Annotated in this window: 11 protein-coding genes, 1 tRNA gene and 3 pseudogenes; 5 read left to right on the plus strand and 10 right to left on the minus strand. The window is 51.9% G+C overall.

From position 1 onward, the window contains the following. Nucleotides 1-103: 103 nt before the first annotated feature. The gene (locus ACL2XQ_RS00895) at nucleotides 104-1,003 is read right to left on the minus strand and encodes a LysR family transcriptional regulator (protein ID WP_410012528.1); all 900 of its coding nucleotides are present in this window, start codon (nucleotides 1,001-1,003) and stop codon (nucleotides 104-106) included. A 533-nt stretch (nucleotides 1,004-1,536) separates the two neighbouring features. Further along, nucleotides 1,537-2,070 (minus strand): DUF2501 domain-containing protein, encoded by a 534-nt coding sequence (locus ACL2XQ_RS00900; protein WP_413739935.1) that lies wholly within the window; start codon nucleotides 2,068-2,070, stop codon nucleotides 1,537-1,539. Nucleotides 2,071-2,268: 198 nt separating this feature from the next. Between ACL2XQ_RS00900 and nei the strand changes: the two genes are divergently transcribed. From nei to ACL2XQ_RS00920, 4 genes and pseudogenes are all read left to right on the plus strand, one after another. Next, nucleotides 2,269-3,060: an endonuclease VIII gene (gene nei / locus ACL2XQ_RS00905; protein ID WP_413739937.1), complete on the plus strand. Its 792-nt coding sequence runs from the start codon at nucleotides 2,269-2,271 to the stop codon at nucleotides 3,058-3,060. Between the two features lie 156 nt (nucleotides 3,061-3,216). Next, nucleotides 3,217-3,301, plus strand: a tRNA-Leu gene (locus ACL2XQ_RS00910). 203 nt (nucleotides 3,302-3,504) lie between these two features. Beyond that, nucleotides 3,505-3,633 (plus strand): annotated as a pseudogene (locus ACL2XQ_RS00915) (Arm DNA-binding domain-containing protein); the annotation flags it as partial. An 86-nt stretch (nucleotides 3,634-3,719) separates the two neighbouring features. Then, nucleotides 3,720-4,903: pseudogene (locus ACL2XQ_RS00920) on the plus strand (IS3 family transposase); the annotation flags it as partial. A 78-nt stretch (nucleotides 4,904-4,981) separates the two neighbouring features. Here ACL2XQ_RS00920 and ACL2XQ_RS00925 read toward each other — a convergent pair. The 8 genes and pseudogenes from ACL2XQ_RS00925 to ACL2XQ_RS00960 form a co-directional block, all read right to left on the minus strand. Next, nucleotides 4,982-6,268, minus strand: coding sequence for an McrC family protein (locus ACL2XQ_RS00925; RefSeq protein WP_413739938.1), 1,287 nt, complete (start codon nucleotides 6,266-6,268; stop codon nucleotides 4,982-4,984). Beyond that, a complete protein-coding gene (locus ACL2XQ_RS00930) occupies nucleotides 6,261-8,336 on the minus strand; it encodes an AAA family ATPase (RefSeq protein WP_413739939.1) in 2,076 nt (691 codons plus the stop codon). The genes ACL2XQ_RS00925 and ACL2XQ_RS00930 overlap by 8 nt, the downstream gene beginning before the upstream one ends. Before the next feature lie 807 nt (nucleotides 8,337-9,143). After that, on the minus strand, nucleotides 9,144-9,767 hold the full coding sequence (locus ACL2XQ_RS00935) for a TetR/AcrR family transcriptional regulator (protein ID WP_413721903.1): 624 nt from the start codon (nucleotides 9,765-9,767) through the stop codon (nucleotides 9,144-9,146). 135 nt (nucleotides 9,768-9,902) lie between these two features. After that, entirely contained in the window at nucleotides 9,903-11,132 is a 1,230-nt protein-coding gene (locus ACL2XQ_RS00940) for an MFS transporter (protein ID WP_413739940.1), read from the minus strand. A 142-nt stretch (nucleotides 11,133-11,274) separates the two neighbouring features. Then, nucleotides 11,275-11,874: a hypothetical protein gene (locus ACL2XQ_RS00945; protein WP_413739941.1), complete on the minus strand. Its 600-nt coding sequence runs from the start codon at nucleotides 11,872-11,874 to the stop codon at nucleotides 11,275-11,277. 560 nt (nucleotides 11,875-12,434) lie between these two features. After that, the gene (locus ACL2XQ_RS00950; protein WP_413739942.1) at nucleotides 12,435-13,211 is read right to left on the minus strand and encodes a class I SAM-dependent methyltransferase; all 777 of its coding nucleotides are present in this window, start codon (nucleotides 13,209-13,211) and stop codon (nucleotides 12,435-12,437) included. 883 nt (nucleotides 13,212-14,094) lie between these two features. Then, nucleotides 14,095-14,748 (minus strand): hypothetical protein, encoded by a 654-nt coding sequence (locus ACL2XQ_RS00955; RefSeq protein WP_413739943.1) that lies wholly within the window; start codon nucleotides 14,746-14,748, stop codon nucleotides 14,095-14,097. A 12-nt stretch (nucleotides 14,749-14,760) separates the two neighbouring features. Continuing rightward, nucleotides 14,761-14,928: pseudogene (locus ACL2XQ_RS00960) on the minus strand (Fic family protein); the annotation flags it as partial. Nucleotides 14,929-15,541: 613 nt separating this feature from the next. Here ACL2XQ_RS00960 and ACL2XQ_RS00965 point away from each other — a divergent pair. Beyond that, a complete protein-coding gene (locus ACL2XQ_RS00965) occupies nucleotides 15,542-19,060 on the plus strand; it encodes an AAA domain-containing protein (RefSeq protein ID WP_413739944.1) in 3,519 nt (1,172 codons plus the stop codon). Nucleotides 19,061-19,123 lie beyond the last annotated feature (63 nt).

Below are 19,123 nucleotides of genomic sequence, written 5' to 3' on the forward strand. Positions count from 1 at the left end.
CCCGACGCGCTAACAGGCAAAACCTGTTAGCGCCGGGTTGGATTGGCGCAGGCCCATTGCATCGACCTTCAGATTCAGCTCTCTTATTACAACCGTAAAAAACTCATTTAATACTCTCGACAAACATCACCTTGGTCAGGTCGCGCAGCCATTTATGGCAGGGCGAGTGATTATGCTTGGAATGCCAAGCCTGGATGATGCTGCGTTTGCCCAAATCAAAATCGGCGCTGAAAAACTCCACCGCGATATTCAGTTTACGCAGGTTATTCACCACAAAATCCGGCACGATGGCCAGCGCGTCGGAATGGGTAATGGCGTTCATGGTGGCCATATAACCGGGCGTGGTGCCCATCACATGGCGCGTGGACCAAAAATATTTCATTGCTTCGTCCGACCCGGCCGGGTATTTTTCCTTGGTCTGGACAAAATGATATTTCAATAAGTTATCCATATTTTTATCCCCACAAATAATAGGGTGACCGCAGCGGCACATAAAATAACATTTGGCCGAGTGAATGGTGCGGATGGTAATTTCCGGATTGAGATCGCGCATTTCGCCAATGTAGAGATCAATATCGTTGGAGCGCAGGAAATCATCATCAAATTCCGAATCATGCACCATATTAATAAAGACATTCGGCGCGCTGCGCTGTATTTCGCTGAATAACGAGGCGTTAAGGGTAAAGACGATGGTGGCGTTCGCCGCGATGGTGAAGGACACCGTGGTGGTATGGGGTTCAAAGGCCATATTGGTATTGAGCATCGACTCAATGCGGTTGACCAGTTGGCGCACATCCTCCTTAAGTGCGATAGCCTTGGGCGTGGGGATCAGTTTTGTGCCGCTGCGCACCAGGATGGGATCGTTGAACAGCCCCCGAATCTTATTCAGCGATTTGCTGATGGCCGGCGCGGTGACGTTCAGTTTCCTGGCCGCCAGATTTACGCTACAGTCTTCCAGCAGCGCATTGAGTACTATCAATAAATTGAAATCAAAGTTATTCATATAATTGTCATGATCTAGAACGCTGGTTTGAGGGATATCCGATAGCTAAACGGATATAAATGCAAAATAAATTATTATCCTGCTTCTACTGCTCCTATATATCGATAGCATGAGAATTATTAACGTACTGCTTTCAGTGACTAATGATTTTATCTTTTATTTTTTAACGATGACAAGGCGAAAATATCTCCAATGAAATGCCTCAGCGCCGGAGAAGGCCATAAAATGACCGCGAAAGGGCGCTGGCGCTGGCATGTCTTGCCATTATTGTTGCGTTTCATAATATAGTTAATTGAGTGTAAATAGCATGATATTAATATTATGTTTACCATGTGAAGGGCGGTTTTATGATAACCGAATATAAGCGGAGGAGGGAAACTAATACACACAAACTGACGGTGGATGTGCCTTATGTTGAACTTAGTCTGAGAATTGCAACTACCCTTTAGTATAGGTGGCGTTGTCGCCCGCGGGCATATGCCATGCCGGACGGCATATCCGGCGCGGTAGTTCCCGCGCCTTATCCCGCGCGGTTAGGAAATGAAATTCTTGCTTTGTTTCAGCACCACATCGCAGGCCTTGGTTTTCACCTTCTGCCCCAGTTGGGAATTGCTCAGATCGTTAAGATTCACCTGGCCGTTTTTACCGGTGGTCAGCAGGCCGCCCAGGCCTTCCTGATAATCCTGGCTTTTGGCGTTGGCGGTGCTGGTAATGCCCAGCTTGCCAAGCAACTGGTCCTTCAGCGTCGAGGTGCCGTTGGCGGACAGCAGGTTATTTTTAACACAGTATTGCAGCACGCCGGCGGCATTGGTCATGCTGCTGGAGCTTAACGCCTTGTCGCCGCCGTTCAGCAGGCCCGACAGGGCGGCCAGTGAACTGGCGTTATTGCCGGTGGTGGCGCCGGCGGTGCCGGACCCGTTGCCGGTGGACGATTTATTCAGCTCGGTAACCGCGCTGTTAACCGAATCCATCCAGTTGCCGGCCGCCTGGGCCACGCCCGAGGCCAAACCGGTGCAGAGCGCGGCGGCAACGGCCAGCGCCATGAACCTGCGGTGGGTGGTGATCATAATAAGCATACTCCTGAAATAGTCGCGCCGGACGTGCCGGCTGTTAATCTGCGAATAACCTACCCCACACCCGCGCCGCACCGCCAGCGCGGACGGGTGAAAACCCCCCGCCGGACGGCAAATTAAGACTATTCCCGACGGCCGGTGCTATCTTAAGTACAGAAACGAAACATAAACGGAACATAACGGAGTGCAGCAATGCCGGAAGGACCGGAAATCCGCCGCGCCGCCGATACCCTGCTGGCGGCGATGGCAAACAGGCCCATAACCCGGGCCTGGTTCGCTTTTCCCCACCTTAAGCCTTATGAGGATGGATTGGTGGGCCAGCATATCGAGAAAATCGATACCCGGGGCAAAGCCCTGCTGACCTGGTTTTCCAATGGCCAGGTGCTTTACAGCCATAACCAGCTCTATGGCGTCTGGCGGGTGGCCGCAGCCGGGGAATCACCGGTCACCAAACGCGATCTGCGGGTGCGCCTGGAAAACGCCGACCAGGCCATCCTGCTCTACAGCGCCTCGGATATCAAAATCCTCAGCGCCGATGAACTGGCCGCGCATCCGTTTTTACTGCGCATCGGTCCCGACGCCCTGGATATGGCCCTGACGGTGGACGAGGTCATCGATCGCCTATCGTCGCCCCGCTTTAGCGGCCGCCAGTTCGGCGGCCTGCTGCTGGACCAGTCGTTTATCGCCGGCCTGGGCAACTACCTGCGGGTGGAGATTCTCTGGCAGGCGGGCCTGACCGCGCAGCACAAGGCGCGTGATTTAAGCGCGCAGCAGCTGCGCCGCCTGTGCGAGGCCATCCTTGACATCCCGCGCTTGTCCTACGCCACCCGGGGACGAAGCGATATCAATAAGCACCACGGCGCGGTGTTCCGCTTCCGGGTCTTTCACCGCGCGGGCAAGCCCTGCGAGCGCTGCGGCCGGCCGATAGAAAAAACCACGGTGGCATCGCGGCCGTTTTACTGGTGCCCGGGATGCCAGCGGTAAAAAAGGCGCCGGCGCGGGATGGGTTCACATACCGGCCGCATGAACCCGCCCGGAAGGGTGTTTTTTCAGCAGTCGGCAGCACCTGAAGCTGATTAGTATTGCGCCGGGATGCGTTAACGGTATAATGCACCTCGTTTTCCGTATACTAACTTCAGTGCCGAAGTGGCGAAATCGGTAGACGCAGTTGATTCAAAATCAACCGCCTTCGGGCATGCCGGTTCGATTCCGGCCTTCGGCACCATTAGTATGTAAATGGACCTCAACTGAGGTCTTTTTTTATGTCTAAAATCCAGTCCCCGTAAGGCTCCTCTCGCTTTTTCAGTCAATCGACGTCAACCAGATTCAACCCATATCAACCTGCTTGTGAGTATATAACTGAGGGTATATCTTGGTTCGATAACGTTTGTATCCTCATGGCGCTCACTCAGCTTATGGACATGCATCATGGCTCTTACCGATGTAAAAGTGCGTTCTGCAAAGGCGGAAGACAACAAAGAGTACAAACTGACAGACGGGAACGGCATGTTTCTGCTGGTCCATCCCAACGGCTCCATGGACTGGCTCATTCTGTATTAGCCCCCTGATGATCCATACACTTTGACCCGCCTAAAATAAGAGGTAGGCTTGGAACTATGTTCAAGACTGGTCAAAGCGAAATCATGGGTACTGTTCTTACTGAGCCAGAGCGACGCCGTCGTCGCACTCCGCAGGAGAAGATCGCCATCGTTCAGGAGACCTTCCAGCCAGGAAGCTCCGTTTCTCTTGTCGCTCGTCGTCATAATGTGAATGCTAATCAAGTCTTTAAATGGCGTAAGCAATACCAGGATGGCAGCCTGACGGCGGTCTCTGCCGGCGAAGAAGTTGTGCCGGCTTCTGAGTTAAACAGTGCCATGAAACAGATCCGTGAACTCCAGCGTCTCCTGGGTAAGAAAACCATGGAAAATGAGATCCTTAAGGAGGCGGTAGAATACGGCAAAGCAAAAAAATGGATTGCGCACGGACCCTTATTGCCCGGGGACGACGAGTAAAACCAGTGAGTGAAGCTCTGGGTGTGTCGCGTGCGCAGCTCTCGCTTTATCGTTATCGGCAGGCTGACTGGCAGGACGGTCGCATGCAGCGGCATCAAGATGACGCCGAATTACTGGAACACATCCGTGCCGAAGTTGCCGACCTTCCGAGTTATGGCTATCGACGCATCTGGGCTAATCTGCGCCGCCGTTCGGAGCAGGAAGGTCTGCCGAGGGTGAACGCAAAACGGGTATGGCGCGTGATGCGTGACAACGGCTTGTTGTTAGAGTCGAAACCCCGTCCCACACCGGATACCCGTCGTCACACAGGCCGGGTGGCGGTGGCCGAAAGCAATCGGCGCTGGAGTTCGGATGGCTTCGAGTTCCGCTGCGATAACGGCGAAAAGCTGCGGGTCACCTTCGCCATCGACTGTGGCGACAGGGAAGCCTTGGACTGGGCGGCCAGCACCGGCGGTTATGACAGCGATACGGTACAGGACGTTATGCTACGCTCAGTTGAACGCCGGTTCGGGCAAAACCTGCCGACAGCGCCCCTCGAATGGCTGACGGATAACGGTTCGGCCTATCGTGCCGATGAAACCCGGAGCTTCGCTAAAATGCTGGGCCTGGAGCCCCGAACGACCGCGATCAGAAGTCCACAAAGTAATGGTGTAGCAGAAAGCTTCGTTAAGACGATGAAGCGTGATTATATCGGCATGATGCCAAAACCGGACAGCCAGACGGCAGTGTTAAACCTGTCGTTAGCGTTCGAACATTACAACGAATATCACCCGCACAGCGCTTTAGGATATCGCTCACCAAGAGAATATCGGCGCAGGGGGAAACCATCAACCTAAGCGGGAATAGGTGCATGGATATATGGGGTCAAAACCACATTCCAACTGGCTTAGTCACTATATATTGGACACATCACCCGCCCACATCATCCTCTCCCCGCGCTTTGCTGTAATCTGGTATGGCACAACCCATAGTTTTAAGGTGTCTGAGAAAGCAAAATGCTGCTGTATCGGTTGGTTAAAGTCATCGTGCGCAGGGTAAATTAGATACATCACACCTTTGCCACCAAGATATTTTTGGCCGTAGGCAAACATCTGATAGAAGTCGGCTTGCGCCAGTCCATATAGCGATTTTTTTTGCTGGCTACTATTCACTATCTTCCATTTCGTATCCATCACCATTTTGGTTTGAACCGGTTGGCGTGACTGAATCAACAAGTCTGGGCGAAGCTTAAAGCAGTCGTAAGCCCCATGCTTCACCAAGGAATAAGTGGCAGCCTGTGATTTAACTTTGAGGTGAGGGGGTAATTCATCGTGGAGGGTTTGTGCAACAAAAGACTCAAACACCGCTTCCATAGGAAACAAGAGTGATATGGCTTTGGCGTTTCCCTGCAAGGCACTCGGGCTCATTCCTCTCAGGATCAACTGTGCCCAAGTTATTGGCTCGCTGTAATGAGCCATACCACGCTCAATGCGTAAGCTGTTTATATCGCTTTCAATATCCCGACTAAGTGGGATACCGTCAAAAGCAAAACACAGTTCGTAAAGCCAGCGTTGATTCTCAGACGAAAGCTTCAGACTTAGTAGCCTATTAAGCGCGGAATGTAAGAGCCGATTGGCTGAACAATCCGGCATGTAATCATCATAATCAACACAAAACTTATGACGGTTCACCACGTTATGCCGCAACTGTGCGGAAAGCATCAGCTTACCCTTCATAAAAGACAGATTACCTTGCTCGCCCACATAGTCGGATCGTAAACCTTGTTTAAGTAACTGGCTGACGCTTTGCAAAAACTGGCTGATAAAAATCTCGAGCAAAGGCATGCGTTGTGCCTGAAGAGTGGCCTGCTGGGTTTGAATATGTCGAAACCCAGGCAGGTGGCTTAGCATCGTGATTAATGTTTCTCGTGCACTCGCAGGCGTGAGGTTCTTGCCAACCTTAGGCAATATCTCAAGCTGTTGACCGTGAGGTGTTGAAAGCATCCCCGCGTAGTTTTGTACCTGAAGCAATTTGAAACCTGAGCGGGAGGTGAGTTTGAGAAACTGGCTCCCTTGAATACTTGCTAGGCTAAGTGCTTCTAAATAATCAAAGACCTGTTGAGGGACCAGCTTTGCGCCAACTGAAGTCGCTTTTCCACTCCCCAGCAGGTCATATTCAAAAACAGAGATAACTTCACCCATGGTCTACAGCCTGCTCATCAGGAGTGGTCTGCTGTGGCTGATAAATAGAACGATAAGCCTGCGGCATATTCCAGATCTCTTGATCAAATGCTTCGAGTTCGTAAGCTGTCGATTGCTGATCATGGCGTCGTAAACCATGGTTGTTACCAAAAAGCGTATCGAGATCGTCGGTTTTCTCAATTACGAATTGGAAGCTGTCGTCTTGCTTTTGGTTGTCTGCCAGCACCAGCCTGATCTTGTTCCAGTCATCGAAAAAGTATTCCTGTAACAGCGGAATGATCTTTTTCTGGAATGCGATCTTCAATTGTTTAAATGCAGCTTCTTCATCATCGGCATCGAGTGCATTTTTTACCGGCATAAAGAACGCATGCCCCAGCGTATGTTCTCGATCGTAAAGCGCTTCGATGCGGCTATTGAGTTTCTCTAACAATGACTCGAGTTCTATGCCTTTCACCTTAGTTCCACTTAGTAAAGAGAGATCAGGCATCATCTCGACAAAGTCAAAGCGACGGCGCAAAGCAGTGTCCATCAGAGCTAAAGAACGGTCCGCTGTATTCATGGCTCCGATGATGTCGACATTGGCGGGTACGCTAAAGTGATCACCGCTATAAGACAATTGCAGGCTCATGGCATTGGACATACCCGCACGCTTGTCTACTTCGATGAGCGAGATCAGTTCGCCGAAGATCTTGGAGATGTTGCCGCGATTGATCTCATCAATGAAAATGGCGTAGCGATGGGCTGGATCGGCATTCGCACGCTGACACAGGCGCATAAAGATACCCGGCTCAATAGGGTAAGAGATATTGCCACTTTCATCTGAGCGAGCGCAGATACCTTCAATAAATTCTTCATAGCCGTAAGATTGGTGGAAGGTAACCACCGCAAATCTCTGGATGGACTCGGCAGATTTAGGGCCGTGTTTAAGTTCGGCGTAGAGCTCTAGCAAATCCTCCACTTGCTCGAGCTGTGAATCAACTAGCAACCATTCGCTATTATCAGTTTTGTTAAATACGGCAGGTTCACGACGATTCTTATAATCAACGGTTAACGACTCGGGAACGGTATAGGATTGCAAAGCAGCCCAGGCAGTATTCGATAGATTGCCATTACGACCATTTAATAATGCCTTACGTTGAAACCACGTATGCTCAATAATTTGGCGAACTTTTGCTCGTTTATCAAGATCGAGCAGCACTAGCGTTATGACCTGCATCCAGTTCAACGATTCAAGGTGAGAATCAAGCCAGGCATCACGATCGGCTGGCTCAGCATGAGAGATGTACTCTTTCATCTTTTGCTGCAACGTGAAGGTCTTGCCAGTGCCAGGTGGACCAAAGTAGATCACATTAGTTGGTGAATGTGGGAGAGTCTTAATTTCGGTGAGCTCACTACTGGCTGTTGATGTCGTGCTGGATACTTTCTCCTGTTTTTGTTCATTATCGCGTTCACGAAGCAATTCATAGAGATGCCAGATAGCCATATTCACGTAATAAGGATCTGCATTAGGAGACTGGGTGTGTATGGCCTGCTTTAGTTGATAATTTTTCTGAAGCCAATTTCCGTTAAGTTCCAAACCGAGGATGAATTGCTTATTTAGGAATTCTGCCGCTTTATTAAACGCATTCTCATCCACGGTACTGGTGCATGCCTCAGGCGAAAACGCGGCAAAGACACGATTTCTCAAACTCCAATACATACGCTTTAGAAGTCCGGTCTCTTTGGCCTGCTTTAGAGCATCGCCAACATATCGGTAGGTTGCTTCATCTGGTTGCTGACGAATACGCTCGGTTAATTCTCTGAGCAGTGGTAGGCTTTGCTGATATTCCGCTAAAGATGGAACGCCCTGACGAATACTTGCAATACCGTTGTCACGTTCATACCAAAGCCTCTTAACTAAATCATCCGTTTCAGGCTCAGCAAAAGTTGAGGTTTGTTGTAGCAAGGTCGTAAATTCGCGGTATCGCTGATCCCACTTGGAAGCTGCATAATTTTTATCTTTCGCCAGGGTATCAATCAATTCACTGGGCGTCAGTTTGCCTGCTTCGACACTATCCACAAGATCCATCGTGACTTTTCCTCTGCTGTGACATTGCTTATTTTTTGACTAAGGTGATGCGTTCTAACTGCATTGTGTTAATCCATGGGGGCAGTTAGAACTGACCCTAACCCAATATTCTACTCCACCCAAAACTGGAAATCCGGCACGATAAACCCATCCCGTTGATGGCGGTGATGCCGATGTAAAAGTCCCGCTACACCGAAGGGCAGATCGCGTTTGCGCTCAAACATGCAGAACTGGCTACGCCGGTACCGGTGGTCTGTCGCACGCTGGAGATTTCCGATGCCGCGTTTTGCATTTGACGAAAACTATTCTGCGGACTTTCCCCGCTGAATTGAGGCACTTACGGCAACAGGAAGAAGACAATGCCCGGCTGAGAAGTTGGTGGCAGACTTAAGCCTCAGCAAAGCCATGCTGCAGGATGTGCTGTCAAAAACAATCTGACGCTAACGCGGTTACGCGCATGGATCCTCGACGTGCAGACGCGCTATGGAGCCAGCCAGCGTCAGGCACGGGATGTGTTCAACGCCAGCCGCGGTCCGGTGCGATATCGTTCGGTCGCACGTAATACTGCTACCTTATCCCAGCGCATTTGGGCGATCGCCGGGTGAATTGGCCGGTAAAATGCTCGATAAGTGGGTTTACGCGCGCCGGATAAAAATCGATTTCTCCCGACCGGGGAAACCGACGGAGAATGCCGCGGTGTAATCCTTTAATGGCCGCCACGGCAAATGCCTCAATCAGACGGGGTTCATGTCGCTGGGCGATGTCCGGTGCAAAATCGATGCAATTCGGATCAGCTTCTGCCTGGGTCTATCGCCCTGGCCACATTATCAGGAACGTCTGCACGATACCTTTCAGTTCGGCATCGCTTGTACCGGTCCCGGCCGCGATCAACAGGCCATCTGTGGTCGCCTTGAGCGACAACGCAAGGCTGCGGGCATCAAATTCTGATCCGAAGTCGCCCTCGGCCTGCGCCCGCTCGATCCGTTCGATGAGCCGCATGCGCCAATACGCTCCCCGTTCCAGCACATACTGCCGGACAGACTCGTCGCCCGGTGCGCTGCTGACCGAATGCACGATGCTCATGCTGCCTCGCGGATTGTCGCCTTCGGCCTGCAACGCCAGCGTACCGCGCAGAAGTTGTTCGGCCACGCCACGGGCCGTAGGCTGCTGCAAAGCGTCCAGCATGTAGGCCGACTTTTCCCGCTCATAGCGGTCAAGCACCTGGCGAAACAGTGCTTCCTTGTTGCCGAAGGCGGCGTACATGCTGGCCCGGTTGATGCCCATCGCCTTGAGCAACGTGCTGATACTGGCACCGGCATAGCCGTTCTTCCAAAACACGCGCATGGCGGCCACCAACGCGACTTCGGGGTCGAACTGGCGCGGCCGGCCGCGTGTGGTTTCACCGGGGAGAGAGCGACTTTGGCTGGGCATCAACGTTCATGATCCTAAATTCAGTTGTAGCAGTTTAATATAATTAAAGAACGAACACCCAATATTACTCCCGCCACGGCACCCCACGCATTAAGATCGGACGCGCGGCTCATACCGAATCCGCGTTCGAAGGCCTCATTGATTGCTCTGCCGGAACAACGGCAACGCACATAGGACGGCCACGACGGCCAGTGCGGCGGACGCGTAGCCGAGGAATGCCGTTCCGAGCTCGCTGATAACCCAACCACCAACAACCGCCCCCAAACCGGTACCGGCATTGGCGGCCGACACATTAAGCGTGCCGGCCAACGCCTGGGCCTGCTGCCCATGCTGCATCACCCGGATCTGACAGATCGGGAAAAGCGCCGTATAGGCGATTCCCCAGAACGCCAAAACCGCAGACAACGCCCAATGATTGGACGCAACCGGGACGAGGATCACCATGACCACTGCCAACAGGAACAGAAAACCAACGGTGGCCCCCAGGGAATTGCGATCGGCCATGACCCCGCCCAGCCAGTTGCCCAGCAGCCCCACGATGCCGAATCCCATCATCCACCATCCCACCCACGATGGTGCAATCTCCGCGACGCCTTCCAGCAACTCGGCCAGAAATGTGTAGGAAGTGAACATCGCGGTGAAAACCAGCACGGATAGCAGGACATGCATGAGGAACCTGGACGACTTCAGCAGGCTGAACTGGCCCGATCGTGAGGCCACGGGTACCATCGGCGGTCGCGGCATGCAGACGTGCATTAGCAGTGCAGCCAGCAAGGTCAGGCCGGCCAGGACCGCAAAAGCGCCGCGCCATCCGATGGCATTGCCTATCACCGTGCCGAGCGGCACCCCGAGGACCAGGGCGGCAGAGATGCCCAGGTAGACACGCCCGACAGCACGTCCCGCGTGCCGGGGGCCGGCCAGTTGTGCGGCCGTCTCGCTGGCCGTTCCCCAGAACACGGGCAGCGCCAGCGCGGGAATGAAGCGCGCCACCGCCAATATCCAGACGTTCGGGGATATCGCCGCCATCAGGTTGGCGCCAGCAAAGATCAGTAGAATGATCGTGAACAGGCGCTTGCGTTCGCGTCCGGCCAGCCGCGCGGTTAATACCGGCCCGCAGAAGGTCACGGTGAACGCGAACAGCGATACCAGCAGCCCGGCCTGCGACAGGGTCACACCGAAGTCGCGCGCTAAGGCAGGTATCAGGCCGATGATGACAAACTCCGTGGTCACCAGCAGGAAGCCGGCAACCGCCAGGATCGCGATCGGCGCAACGGGAATGTGCGCTGCGGCAGGGAGATCGCCGGGGGAAGATGGCCTTCTCCCGTCCTGTTCGGGCAAAACTGGCTTATTGTGTCGTGATCTCATCACTCATCTTTCCTTTCATAGAAACGGGTACATCACAATCACACCTAAATAAGGAATGATCATTCCATTTTTCGGCGAAAAAATAGATTGGCAGCGAACTCATAGGAAACTCCGGACGATATGGATGGTTTGCACATGACATTTACTGCGTGCCCTGTTTGATGGCATCACTCACACGCGGCAGCAAGTTCTCCTCTTTCCACCGGGTGGAGAACGCTTCCGATACCGTCCCATCCATGCGATAGAAGGCTCCCTCTGCAATTGTCGCCAGTTCCCGGCCTGTCCGCACAACAAATGCCTCATCACGGGAGAAGTTCATAAAGAACACGTGCTGCGTTTCGGTATTCCGTAGCTTGTCGAGCGATAACGGCAGCGAGCCCGACTGCGGCACGATCACCCCCTCGGGCAACACTGGCTCGAAGCCCAAGGAGCGCAGCACATTCAACACCGGCCCAGCCACTTCATGGGCGTCATTGAAGACATAGAGCGTCGTGTCGAATAGCTCTACCAGCAAGACCCGGGGACCTTTCTGCAAGGCGCGTTCGACGAACGGAACAGATCTGGCCGTGCCTGCAGCCGTGCTCTGGGCCGACTCCGCCGCATGTGCGTGGGCGAAGAGCGTATCCGATGCCGAGACACCGGCCGACAACACCAACAGCAGCGTCCTCATCTTCTGAACAACCGTTCGAAAACGGGTGTAAAGAGGTCTGAAAGGCAATATACCGAGATTCAAGGCCATCATTTTTGAATCCTCCTGGTTGATAGATTCATGTCGCCAAGGCGGCCAATACGGCAATTGGGGAATGCCGGTGTAGAGACTCTATAATTTTCGGAACGATTGGTCAATATATCGGGCATGCGTTACCATCCAACCTTCGCATCCCATGATTTCGCTTTGACCAGACGTGAACATAGTTCTGCGCCTACCTCAAATTTTAGGCGGGTCAATGTGTATGAATTATCAGGGAGCTAATACAGGACTTATGCACGCTTTGAGATGCTGCGCATTTCAACGCACTTCAGTTCAGGCGGCAGTATCGGCAACTCGTTGTGAGGGGGGGGGGTTAGGATTCCACTTCATATGTTTATAAAAACCGTTTTCATCGACATATAGCCTTAGTATGTCGATGCGATAAACATGTCACGCCATCATGTTTAAAAAATCGCGTTTTATCGACACATGGCCAGAACGTGCCGATACCATACGCCGAGAGCTGGGGCACTAGCGTACCCAGATCACCACTGTTTATTTAGGACGGTAAGCAAGGGGAGAGTATTCACTGCAGACGCGGAAAATAGCGGTCAACCCACATTGAGCACGGGTGCCGACAGCGACTTTTGCGCTTTAAGTATTAAAAACGGTGACCGGCGGCAGTGCTTCATTAATTCAGGCCGTTGTGCCAGGGCTTCTTCTGTCGGCTGCGGCTCAGACAACGCGCGCAGGGTAAATCCACTATTCAGCAGGGTATTCACATAGTTTTCAGTTGTGCGATGGTATTTAATAACGTCGTTTATAAACCATTTCGTATGGCGTATCGACTGATCGTGATAATTATCCAGCGGCCAATGTTCGCCGGTTTCAGTGGTGATCCACCCCACCGGCCAGGCGGTACAAACCGGATGTTCAACGCTGAAAATAAAATAGCCGCCGGATTTTAGCGCCTTATAAACCTTGCGGCATATTCCCGTGTAATCCTCGACGTAATGCAAGGCTAATGACGACACCACCAGATCATAGATATTGTCATCAGCCGCAAAATCCTCCATCGAAATAGGCTGAAAGGTAATGCCCGGATCATCCGTCAGGCGTTGCGCCTCAGCCAGCATACGCGTTGACAGTTCAATTCCCGTGACATGGGCGGCGCCCTTGGCGCGGGCGTATCGCGCAAAATCGCCAAAGCCGCTGCCAAGATCGAGCACGTTCAAGTGGCTCAGTTCCGGCAGTAACGCGCGGATCGCGGGCAGCTCCAGCGCGCCGTTCAGGCCGGAGTCCTTCTGGCGTAATGTTTTATATCCTTCGAAAAAAACAGGGTCATCGTACACATTTTGCCGGGATAAATCGTTGTGCAACGCAGTCATGATACAAGTCTCCTTTGTGGTCGGTTACGTCAGCTTGCTCTGATGCTAATGAAATTAGTGGAGGGAAGCACTATTTTGATCGATGATATACCTATCAATATTCATCCGGGAGAGGGCGTTGATGACACGCATCGCGATCGATTTACCTGAAGAAGATCTCCGGCAATGAGATAATCTGGCCGCTATACGCCATCTCTCTCGGCCAGAGTTAATCAGGCAAGCCTTGTCTGGCTATCTTGCAGATAATCGTGCTGATAGTAATAATGCGTTTGGCCTATGGGCTAATAGCAACACTGACGGCATCCTCTATGAAAGTCAGGTCCGCAATCATGACTGGGAATGAGTGTTCGATGGGCTTCGTTTGACATCGCTATCAGTTTTAAAATGGCGCTGAAAAAGTCCTCGCAATCTGGTTTGACCAGTTCTGGATTCAGCGTAAAAATATGTCGGCTCCGCCCCATCTTAACAAATTGGGGGCCTTTTTGGGGGCTTCGATAGAAAGGCTTTCTAACTTACTAAAATTAAATAATTATTTGGTGTTCGATTTCGGCCTTCCCATTACTACATAATCAGGTTACCCAAGGGTGGCTTTTTCTGTCCATATTCTTCTGCAAGTTCATAATCTTCTTTTATATAAAGAAATATATCCATCTTTCCTTCCGTGTCGAGTTCTCATTCTTCCATGCTGGCCGTTTTTCATCCATTAATATCCGGTCCATGGATGCGGCTTCCCGTTTGCAACAAACAAAATCAACGCGCTCCTGCCATGGAACCTCACATCCCTGCGGAATAACGGTCAATACGGCCCTGGGCGTATGTTTACACTGGGAGAGGTGCCGACAGTGTCTATACAGCTTCTTCGGGGTAAGTTCAGGGAGACGCGCTATGTTTTTTGACAGCCCGTGACTTGCGGGTAATTGCGACATACGAGATCGAGTTTGTTTTTCGGTTCGAAACCTTTATCCAGCATGCATCGCTGAACATTAGCGGCTTTGCGCAGCGTGGGCACGTAAGGCGCCGAGCCCAAAGGTTGCGGATAACCGCATTGATACATCACCGCCAGTGCTTGTTTGTCGTTTTCAACTTCATGAGAAAAATGCAGCGAGGCCCCCACTTTACGCCAAGTAATCAAGGAAAACTTGCTCACGCCGGAATCCGGCTTAATCGGATGAAACCCGCTGTCTGCGACAAAAGGCAGCGCTTCCTGCTGGCTCTGGCTCAAGGGGTGCCCCTGCTTTTGCTGGAGGCAGGCTGGTGTATCATGGTAAACACGAACGCTGCAAATTTTGAATCCGTCTTTGCGGGTAAACCCCATATTTTCCATGCATTGGTAATACAGAACGGACTCATTATCCGTTTTGGGGATATCGGAGCCGGGGAGTTGCACGCCGCATTTATCCATCGCGACGCGCACGCCGTCGATATCCGTATCAGGACGCTGCCACTGTGTTAGATCCGGTGCTGGGGGGCATCCTGTCAGCAGGAATACCGACGTCGTCAGCAGAAGTAAAGTCATCAGAATCGATTTTCGGAACATTAAAATCCCTTATTCTGTCACCCCGCGCAGGAATGTGTGGTAATCATCACGCCTCTCCAGGATGGAGCGGGACAAATACAGTATAGGCAGCGAAAGCAACCCAGACTGAATCAGGTACAGGATATTCAGGATACGACTCGTTCACCTGTTCCCGTCCGGGAACGGGTGGATGTACTCAAAAAACATGTCACGCCATCATGTTTAAAAAATCGTGTTTTATCGACACATGGCTAAAACGTGTCGATACCATAAGCCTATCCCGGCCATATGTTTAAAAAAAAATTTCATCGACACATGGCCGAGACATGTCGATATTGTAAATACGTTCGGGCCGTATATTTAAAAAATCATTTTTATCGACATATTCTAAGATGTTTTACGTGCGCCATCTGGATTGATCTATAACCATTTTCCAGCATACAAAACGCATTGGGTCGAAGACAAAACAGTCTATAAACTAAATGAGGCAACGCCGGAAGCGTACCCGCGCCCTGTGCAGGCGACAGTTGCGGACCATTCCATCAATAATGTGCCGGATCCTGGCGGTTATGGGGGCATTCTACATACCCAAATCGTGTTAAATAACACCTCTATTTATTAATCGCGTAATAGTAAACACAAGCTGAATAATAAAAAATTTTGAATGCCTGTCGCCATAAGTAAACCCAGTCATGCTCAATTCCTTGCCAACACAAACAAACTATTGCGATCGTGTTCGCATCGTGGAATGCTTAACAATGTGCTGCGTTTATATCAATGAAATCAATAATTTTTGTTAAGTCAGGGACGGGGAATGGACAAGAATACTCAGGGGTTCACATCATACTGGCGTAACTCCTTAGCAGACGCCGAGTCTGGTAAAGGGGCATTTGAGCGTAAAGACGCGGATAAATTCACCCGGTGGATGGACATCTCCACGGGACGGCTGGATGAAGAAGTTATTAACGCATTCTTTGAGGGGGAAAGCGACACGGTAAAAACCGTCGAGGTATTGTTACGACCAAAAGCTTGGATCCGCCAGCTAAAGCATGGTAAAGAGCGAACGGCAGGTGCGCCAGGTATCGCCACACCGCTGGTGACTTCCGCTCTCCTGAACCGTGAAGGCTTTTTGTTCCCCACTGCACCTGCCACTATCCCTCGTGACCTGCTCGAACCGCTTCCCAAAGGCACCTTCTCCATTGGCGAGATGGCGCAATATGACAGATACAAAACCACGCATAATTCGACCACTTTTGGCGAGGATGACGAACAGCAACGCCGCGAGGAAAATGACGAGCAGCGGGTTAAGCGTTATGAAAAGCATCAGCAGCAGTGGCAAAGGTACCTGACTGAGACAAATAATCTCCTGGAAAGCGTGGCCGGAAAATGGATCGCCACACACGAGCAATACGAACCGGCAGGGTATGGCTACATTATCAAAGCGAACCAGCCCAGCGGGGCCAGCCTCCATATCCTTCCTCTGTATGATCATCTGCTGATGTGTAAAAAAGAGGTTCCGTTACTGGCGCGCTTTGCCTCGACGGAAATGCCCCCCGTAGAACTTCTCCTTGCCGCCAATGCAAAGTTCAGCGAGCGTCTGGGGCATTCCGGGGACGAGTTCCCACTGGCTGTGGCGCAGCGAGACGCCCTGAGCCATTATCTCACCCAAAAGCAGGGTGATATCCTCGCCGTCAACGGCCCGCCGGGAACCGGAAAAACCACTCTGGTTCTCTCTATCATTGCTACTGAATGGGCAAAAGCTGCTCTCAATAAAACCGAACCGCCGGTGGTGATTGCCACATCAACCAATAACCAGGCAGTGACCAACATCATTGAAGCGTTCGGTAAAGATTTTGCCATTGGCACCGGAGCAATGGCCGGGCGCTGGCTGCCTGAGCTGAAAAGCTATGGCGCGTACTTCCCGTCTTCGGGCCGTAAGGCCGAGGCTGTGAAAAAATACCAGACGGATGACTTTTTTAACCGTGTTGAATCCCTGGAGTATGTTGAAGATGCGCAGGCCTTCTATCTTGCAAGGGCAAGGGTGGCGTTTCCGTCGGAGGAATGCAGTTCGCCCGAACGCGTCGTGGATCTCCTGCATGAGCGTTTAACCGAGCAGTCCGCGCAGCTCAAGCAAATCGATTCAGCATGGTACAGCCTGAGCCGCATCCGCCAGGAACGGAGCGCTATCAGCGAAGATCTTGACCAGTACATTCAGGACAAAAGTACGTTATTGCTCGACCGCACGAATGAAATTGCGCTTTTAACACTGGGCAAAAAGCAGTGGCAGCAATATCGCGCGGGTGAGTCGATGATGTATGCGTTCTTTTCATGGATCCCCGCAGTTCGTACTAAGCGCCATTATCAAATTAACCTCTTCCTGAACACTACGTTTGGCACACGAATGGCCGGGTTCCAGGGAATTGCGCCGGAAGGTATTGACGCGTATATCGACGGTTTGATTGCGCAAACGCAAAAAGAGCAGGGTGAGTATCAGCAACAAATCGATCTTGCACAGGACGTTTCCCGGCGCGAAAGCGCGGCCGTCAAGCATTGGCGCCAACTGACCGGGGCATTGGGACATTCAGGCGAAGAAGAGCTGGGCCTGTCCGGAGCCGATGAGCTTGCTGATACGCAGATTCGCTTTCCGGCGTTCCTGGTGGCGACCCACTACTGGGAAGGTCGCTGGCTGATGGATATGGCCGCTATTGATAATCTTCAAAAAGAAAAAGGCCGAAACGGCGCGAAAACAGTTAAGGCTCGCTGGCAGCGCAGAATGAAGCTCACCCCCTGTGTGGTGATGACCTGTTATATGCTGCCTTACCATATGAAAACCAGTGAATTTGCAGGTAAGGGAAAGCCATTTGATAAAAGCTATTTTTATAATCTTGCTGATCTGCTAATCGTCGATGAAGCGGGGCAGGTGCTCCCGGAGGTGGCGGCAGCCTCCTTCGCGCTGGCGAAAAAAGCGTTAGTGATTGGCGATACGGAACAAATCGCGCCTATCTGGAACAGTTTGCCCGGTATTGATATGGGCAATATGGTGGAGGAGAACATCCTCCCCGGCGGCACTCAGGAAGAGCTGACGGATGCCTATGCGCTGATGTGTGATTCAGGTAAAAGCGCGGCGTCGGGCAGCGTCATGAAGGTCGCGCAATTTAATTCGCGCTATCAGTACGATCTGGATCTGGTCCGCGGGATGTACCTGTACGAGCACCGACGCTGCTTCGATAACATCATTGGCTACTGTAACGCGCTCTGCTACCACGGCAAATTACAGCCGAAACGGGGCGCACAAAAAGAGACGCTTCTTCCGGCGATGGGTTATCTGCATATAGATGGTCTGGGTCAGCAGACAAACGGTGGCAGCCGCTACAACGCCTTTGAGGCCGGGACGATAGCGGCCTGGCTGGCGTCGCACAAAGAGGAAATCGAGCGTCATTACGACAAACCGCTGCATAAAGTGGTGGGGGTCGTTACGCCATTTTCGGCGCAGGTCAACGCCATCAAAGCGGCGTTGCGTAAGCTTGACATTAACTGTAGCGGTGATGAAGATTCCCTGACGGTCGGCACGGTGCACTCCCTGCAGGGGGCGGAAAGAGCGATTGTGCTCTTCTCCCCGGTCTATTCCAAACATGAGGATGGCGGGTTTATCGACAGCGACAGCAGCATGCTGAATGTCGCCGTCTCCCGCGCTAAGGACAGCTTTCTGGTCTTCGGCGATATGGATTTGTTTGAGATCCAGCCCGGTTCTTCGCCACGAGGATTGCTGGCAAAATACGTGTTCGCCTCAGACAGCAACGCATTGCAGTTTGAGTTTCAGGAGCGCAAAGATTTAAGCGCAGCACAAACGCAGGTCTCTACCCTGCACGGGGTGGAGCAGCATGATGCGTTTTTGAACCAGGCTTTTGACACTATCGTTAAGAGTATTACCATTGTTTCCCCTTGGTTGACCTGGCAAAAGCTGGAACAAACCGGCTTTCTGACATCAATGATTAAGGCGTGCTCGCGCGGCATTAATATCACGGTGGTGACAGACAGATATTACAATACCGAACACGCCGATTATGAAAAGCGTAAAGAGAAGCAACAGCGTCTTCACGTAGCATTGGAAAAGTTGAACGAGATGGGTATCACTACGAAGCTAGTTGAGCGCGTCCACAGTAAAATTGTGATTGGGGACGAGGGACTACTGTGCGTAGGGTCGTTTAACTGGTTCAGCGCCACGAGAGAAGAGAAGTATCAACGGTACGATACGTCGATGGTTTATCGCGGCGAGAGCTTAAAAGGTGAAATCAACACGATTTATACCAGCCTGGAGCAGCGCCAGTTGTAAGGCGAGTGCGAGTCCTTTAGATATGGAGTGAGCACCTTGAATATGTTGCATGAGCTCTGACGG

The sequence above is a fragment of the Sodalis sp. RH14 genome (assembly GCF_047324285.1).
Classification (GTDB): Bacteria; Pseudomonadota; Gammaproteobacteria; order Enterobacterales; family Enterobacteriaceae; genus Acerihabitans.

What these genes read in the sequence shown, in the direction of transcription:
- ACL2XQ_RS00940 (WP_413739940.1), bottom strand. Translation starts at nt 11,132, where the DNA reads ATGAGATCACGACACAATAAGCCAGTTTTGCCCGAACAGGACGGGAGA.
- nei (WP_413739937.1), top strand. Translation starts at nt 2,269, where the DNA reads ATGCCGGAAGGACCGGAAATCCGCCGCGCCGCCGATACCCTGCTGGCG.
- ACL2XQ_RS00945 (WP_413739941.1), bottom strand. Translation starts at nt 11,874, where the DNA reads ATGATGGCCTTGAATCTCGGTATATTGCCTTTCAGACCTCTTTACACC.
- ACL2XQ_RS00955 (WP_413739943.1), bottom strand. Translation starts at nt 14,748, where the DNA reads ATGTTCCGAAAATCGATTCTGATGACTTTACTTCTGCTGACGACGTCG.
- ACL2XQ_RS00965 (WP_413739944.1), top strand. Translation starts at nt 15,542, where the DNA reads ATGGACAAGAATACTCAGGGGTTCACATCATACTGGCGTAACTCCTTA.
- ACL2XQ_RS00925 (WP_413739938.1), bottom strand. Translation starts at nt 6,268, where the DNA reads ATGGGTGAAGTTATCTCTGTTTTTGAATATGACCTGCTGGGGAGTGGA.
- ACL2XQ_RS00930 (WP_413739939.1), bottom strand. Translation starts at nt 8,336, where the DNA reads ATGGATCTTGTGGATAGTGTCGAAGCAGGCAAACTGACGCCCAGTGAA.
- ACL2XQ_RS00900 (WP_413739935.1), bottom strand. Translation starts at nt 2,070, where the DNA reads ATGATCACCACCCACCGCAGGTTCATGGCGCTGGCCGTTGCCGCCGCG.
- ACL2XQ_RS00935 (WP_413721903.1), bottom strand. Translation starts at nt 9,767, where the DNA reads ATGCCCAGCCAAAGTCGCTCTCTCCCCGGTGAAACCACACGCGGCCGG.
- ACL2XQ_RS00950 (WP_413739942.1), bottom strand. Translation starts at nt 13,211, where the DNA reads ATGACTGCGTTGCACAACGATTTATCCCGGCAAAATGTGTACGATGAC.
- ACL2XQ_RS00895 (WP_410012528.1), bottom strand. Translation starts at nt 1,003, where the DNA reads ATGAATAACTTTGATTTCAATTTATTGATAGTACTCAATGCGCTGCTG.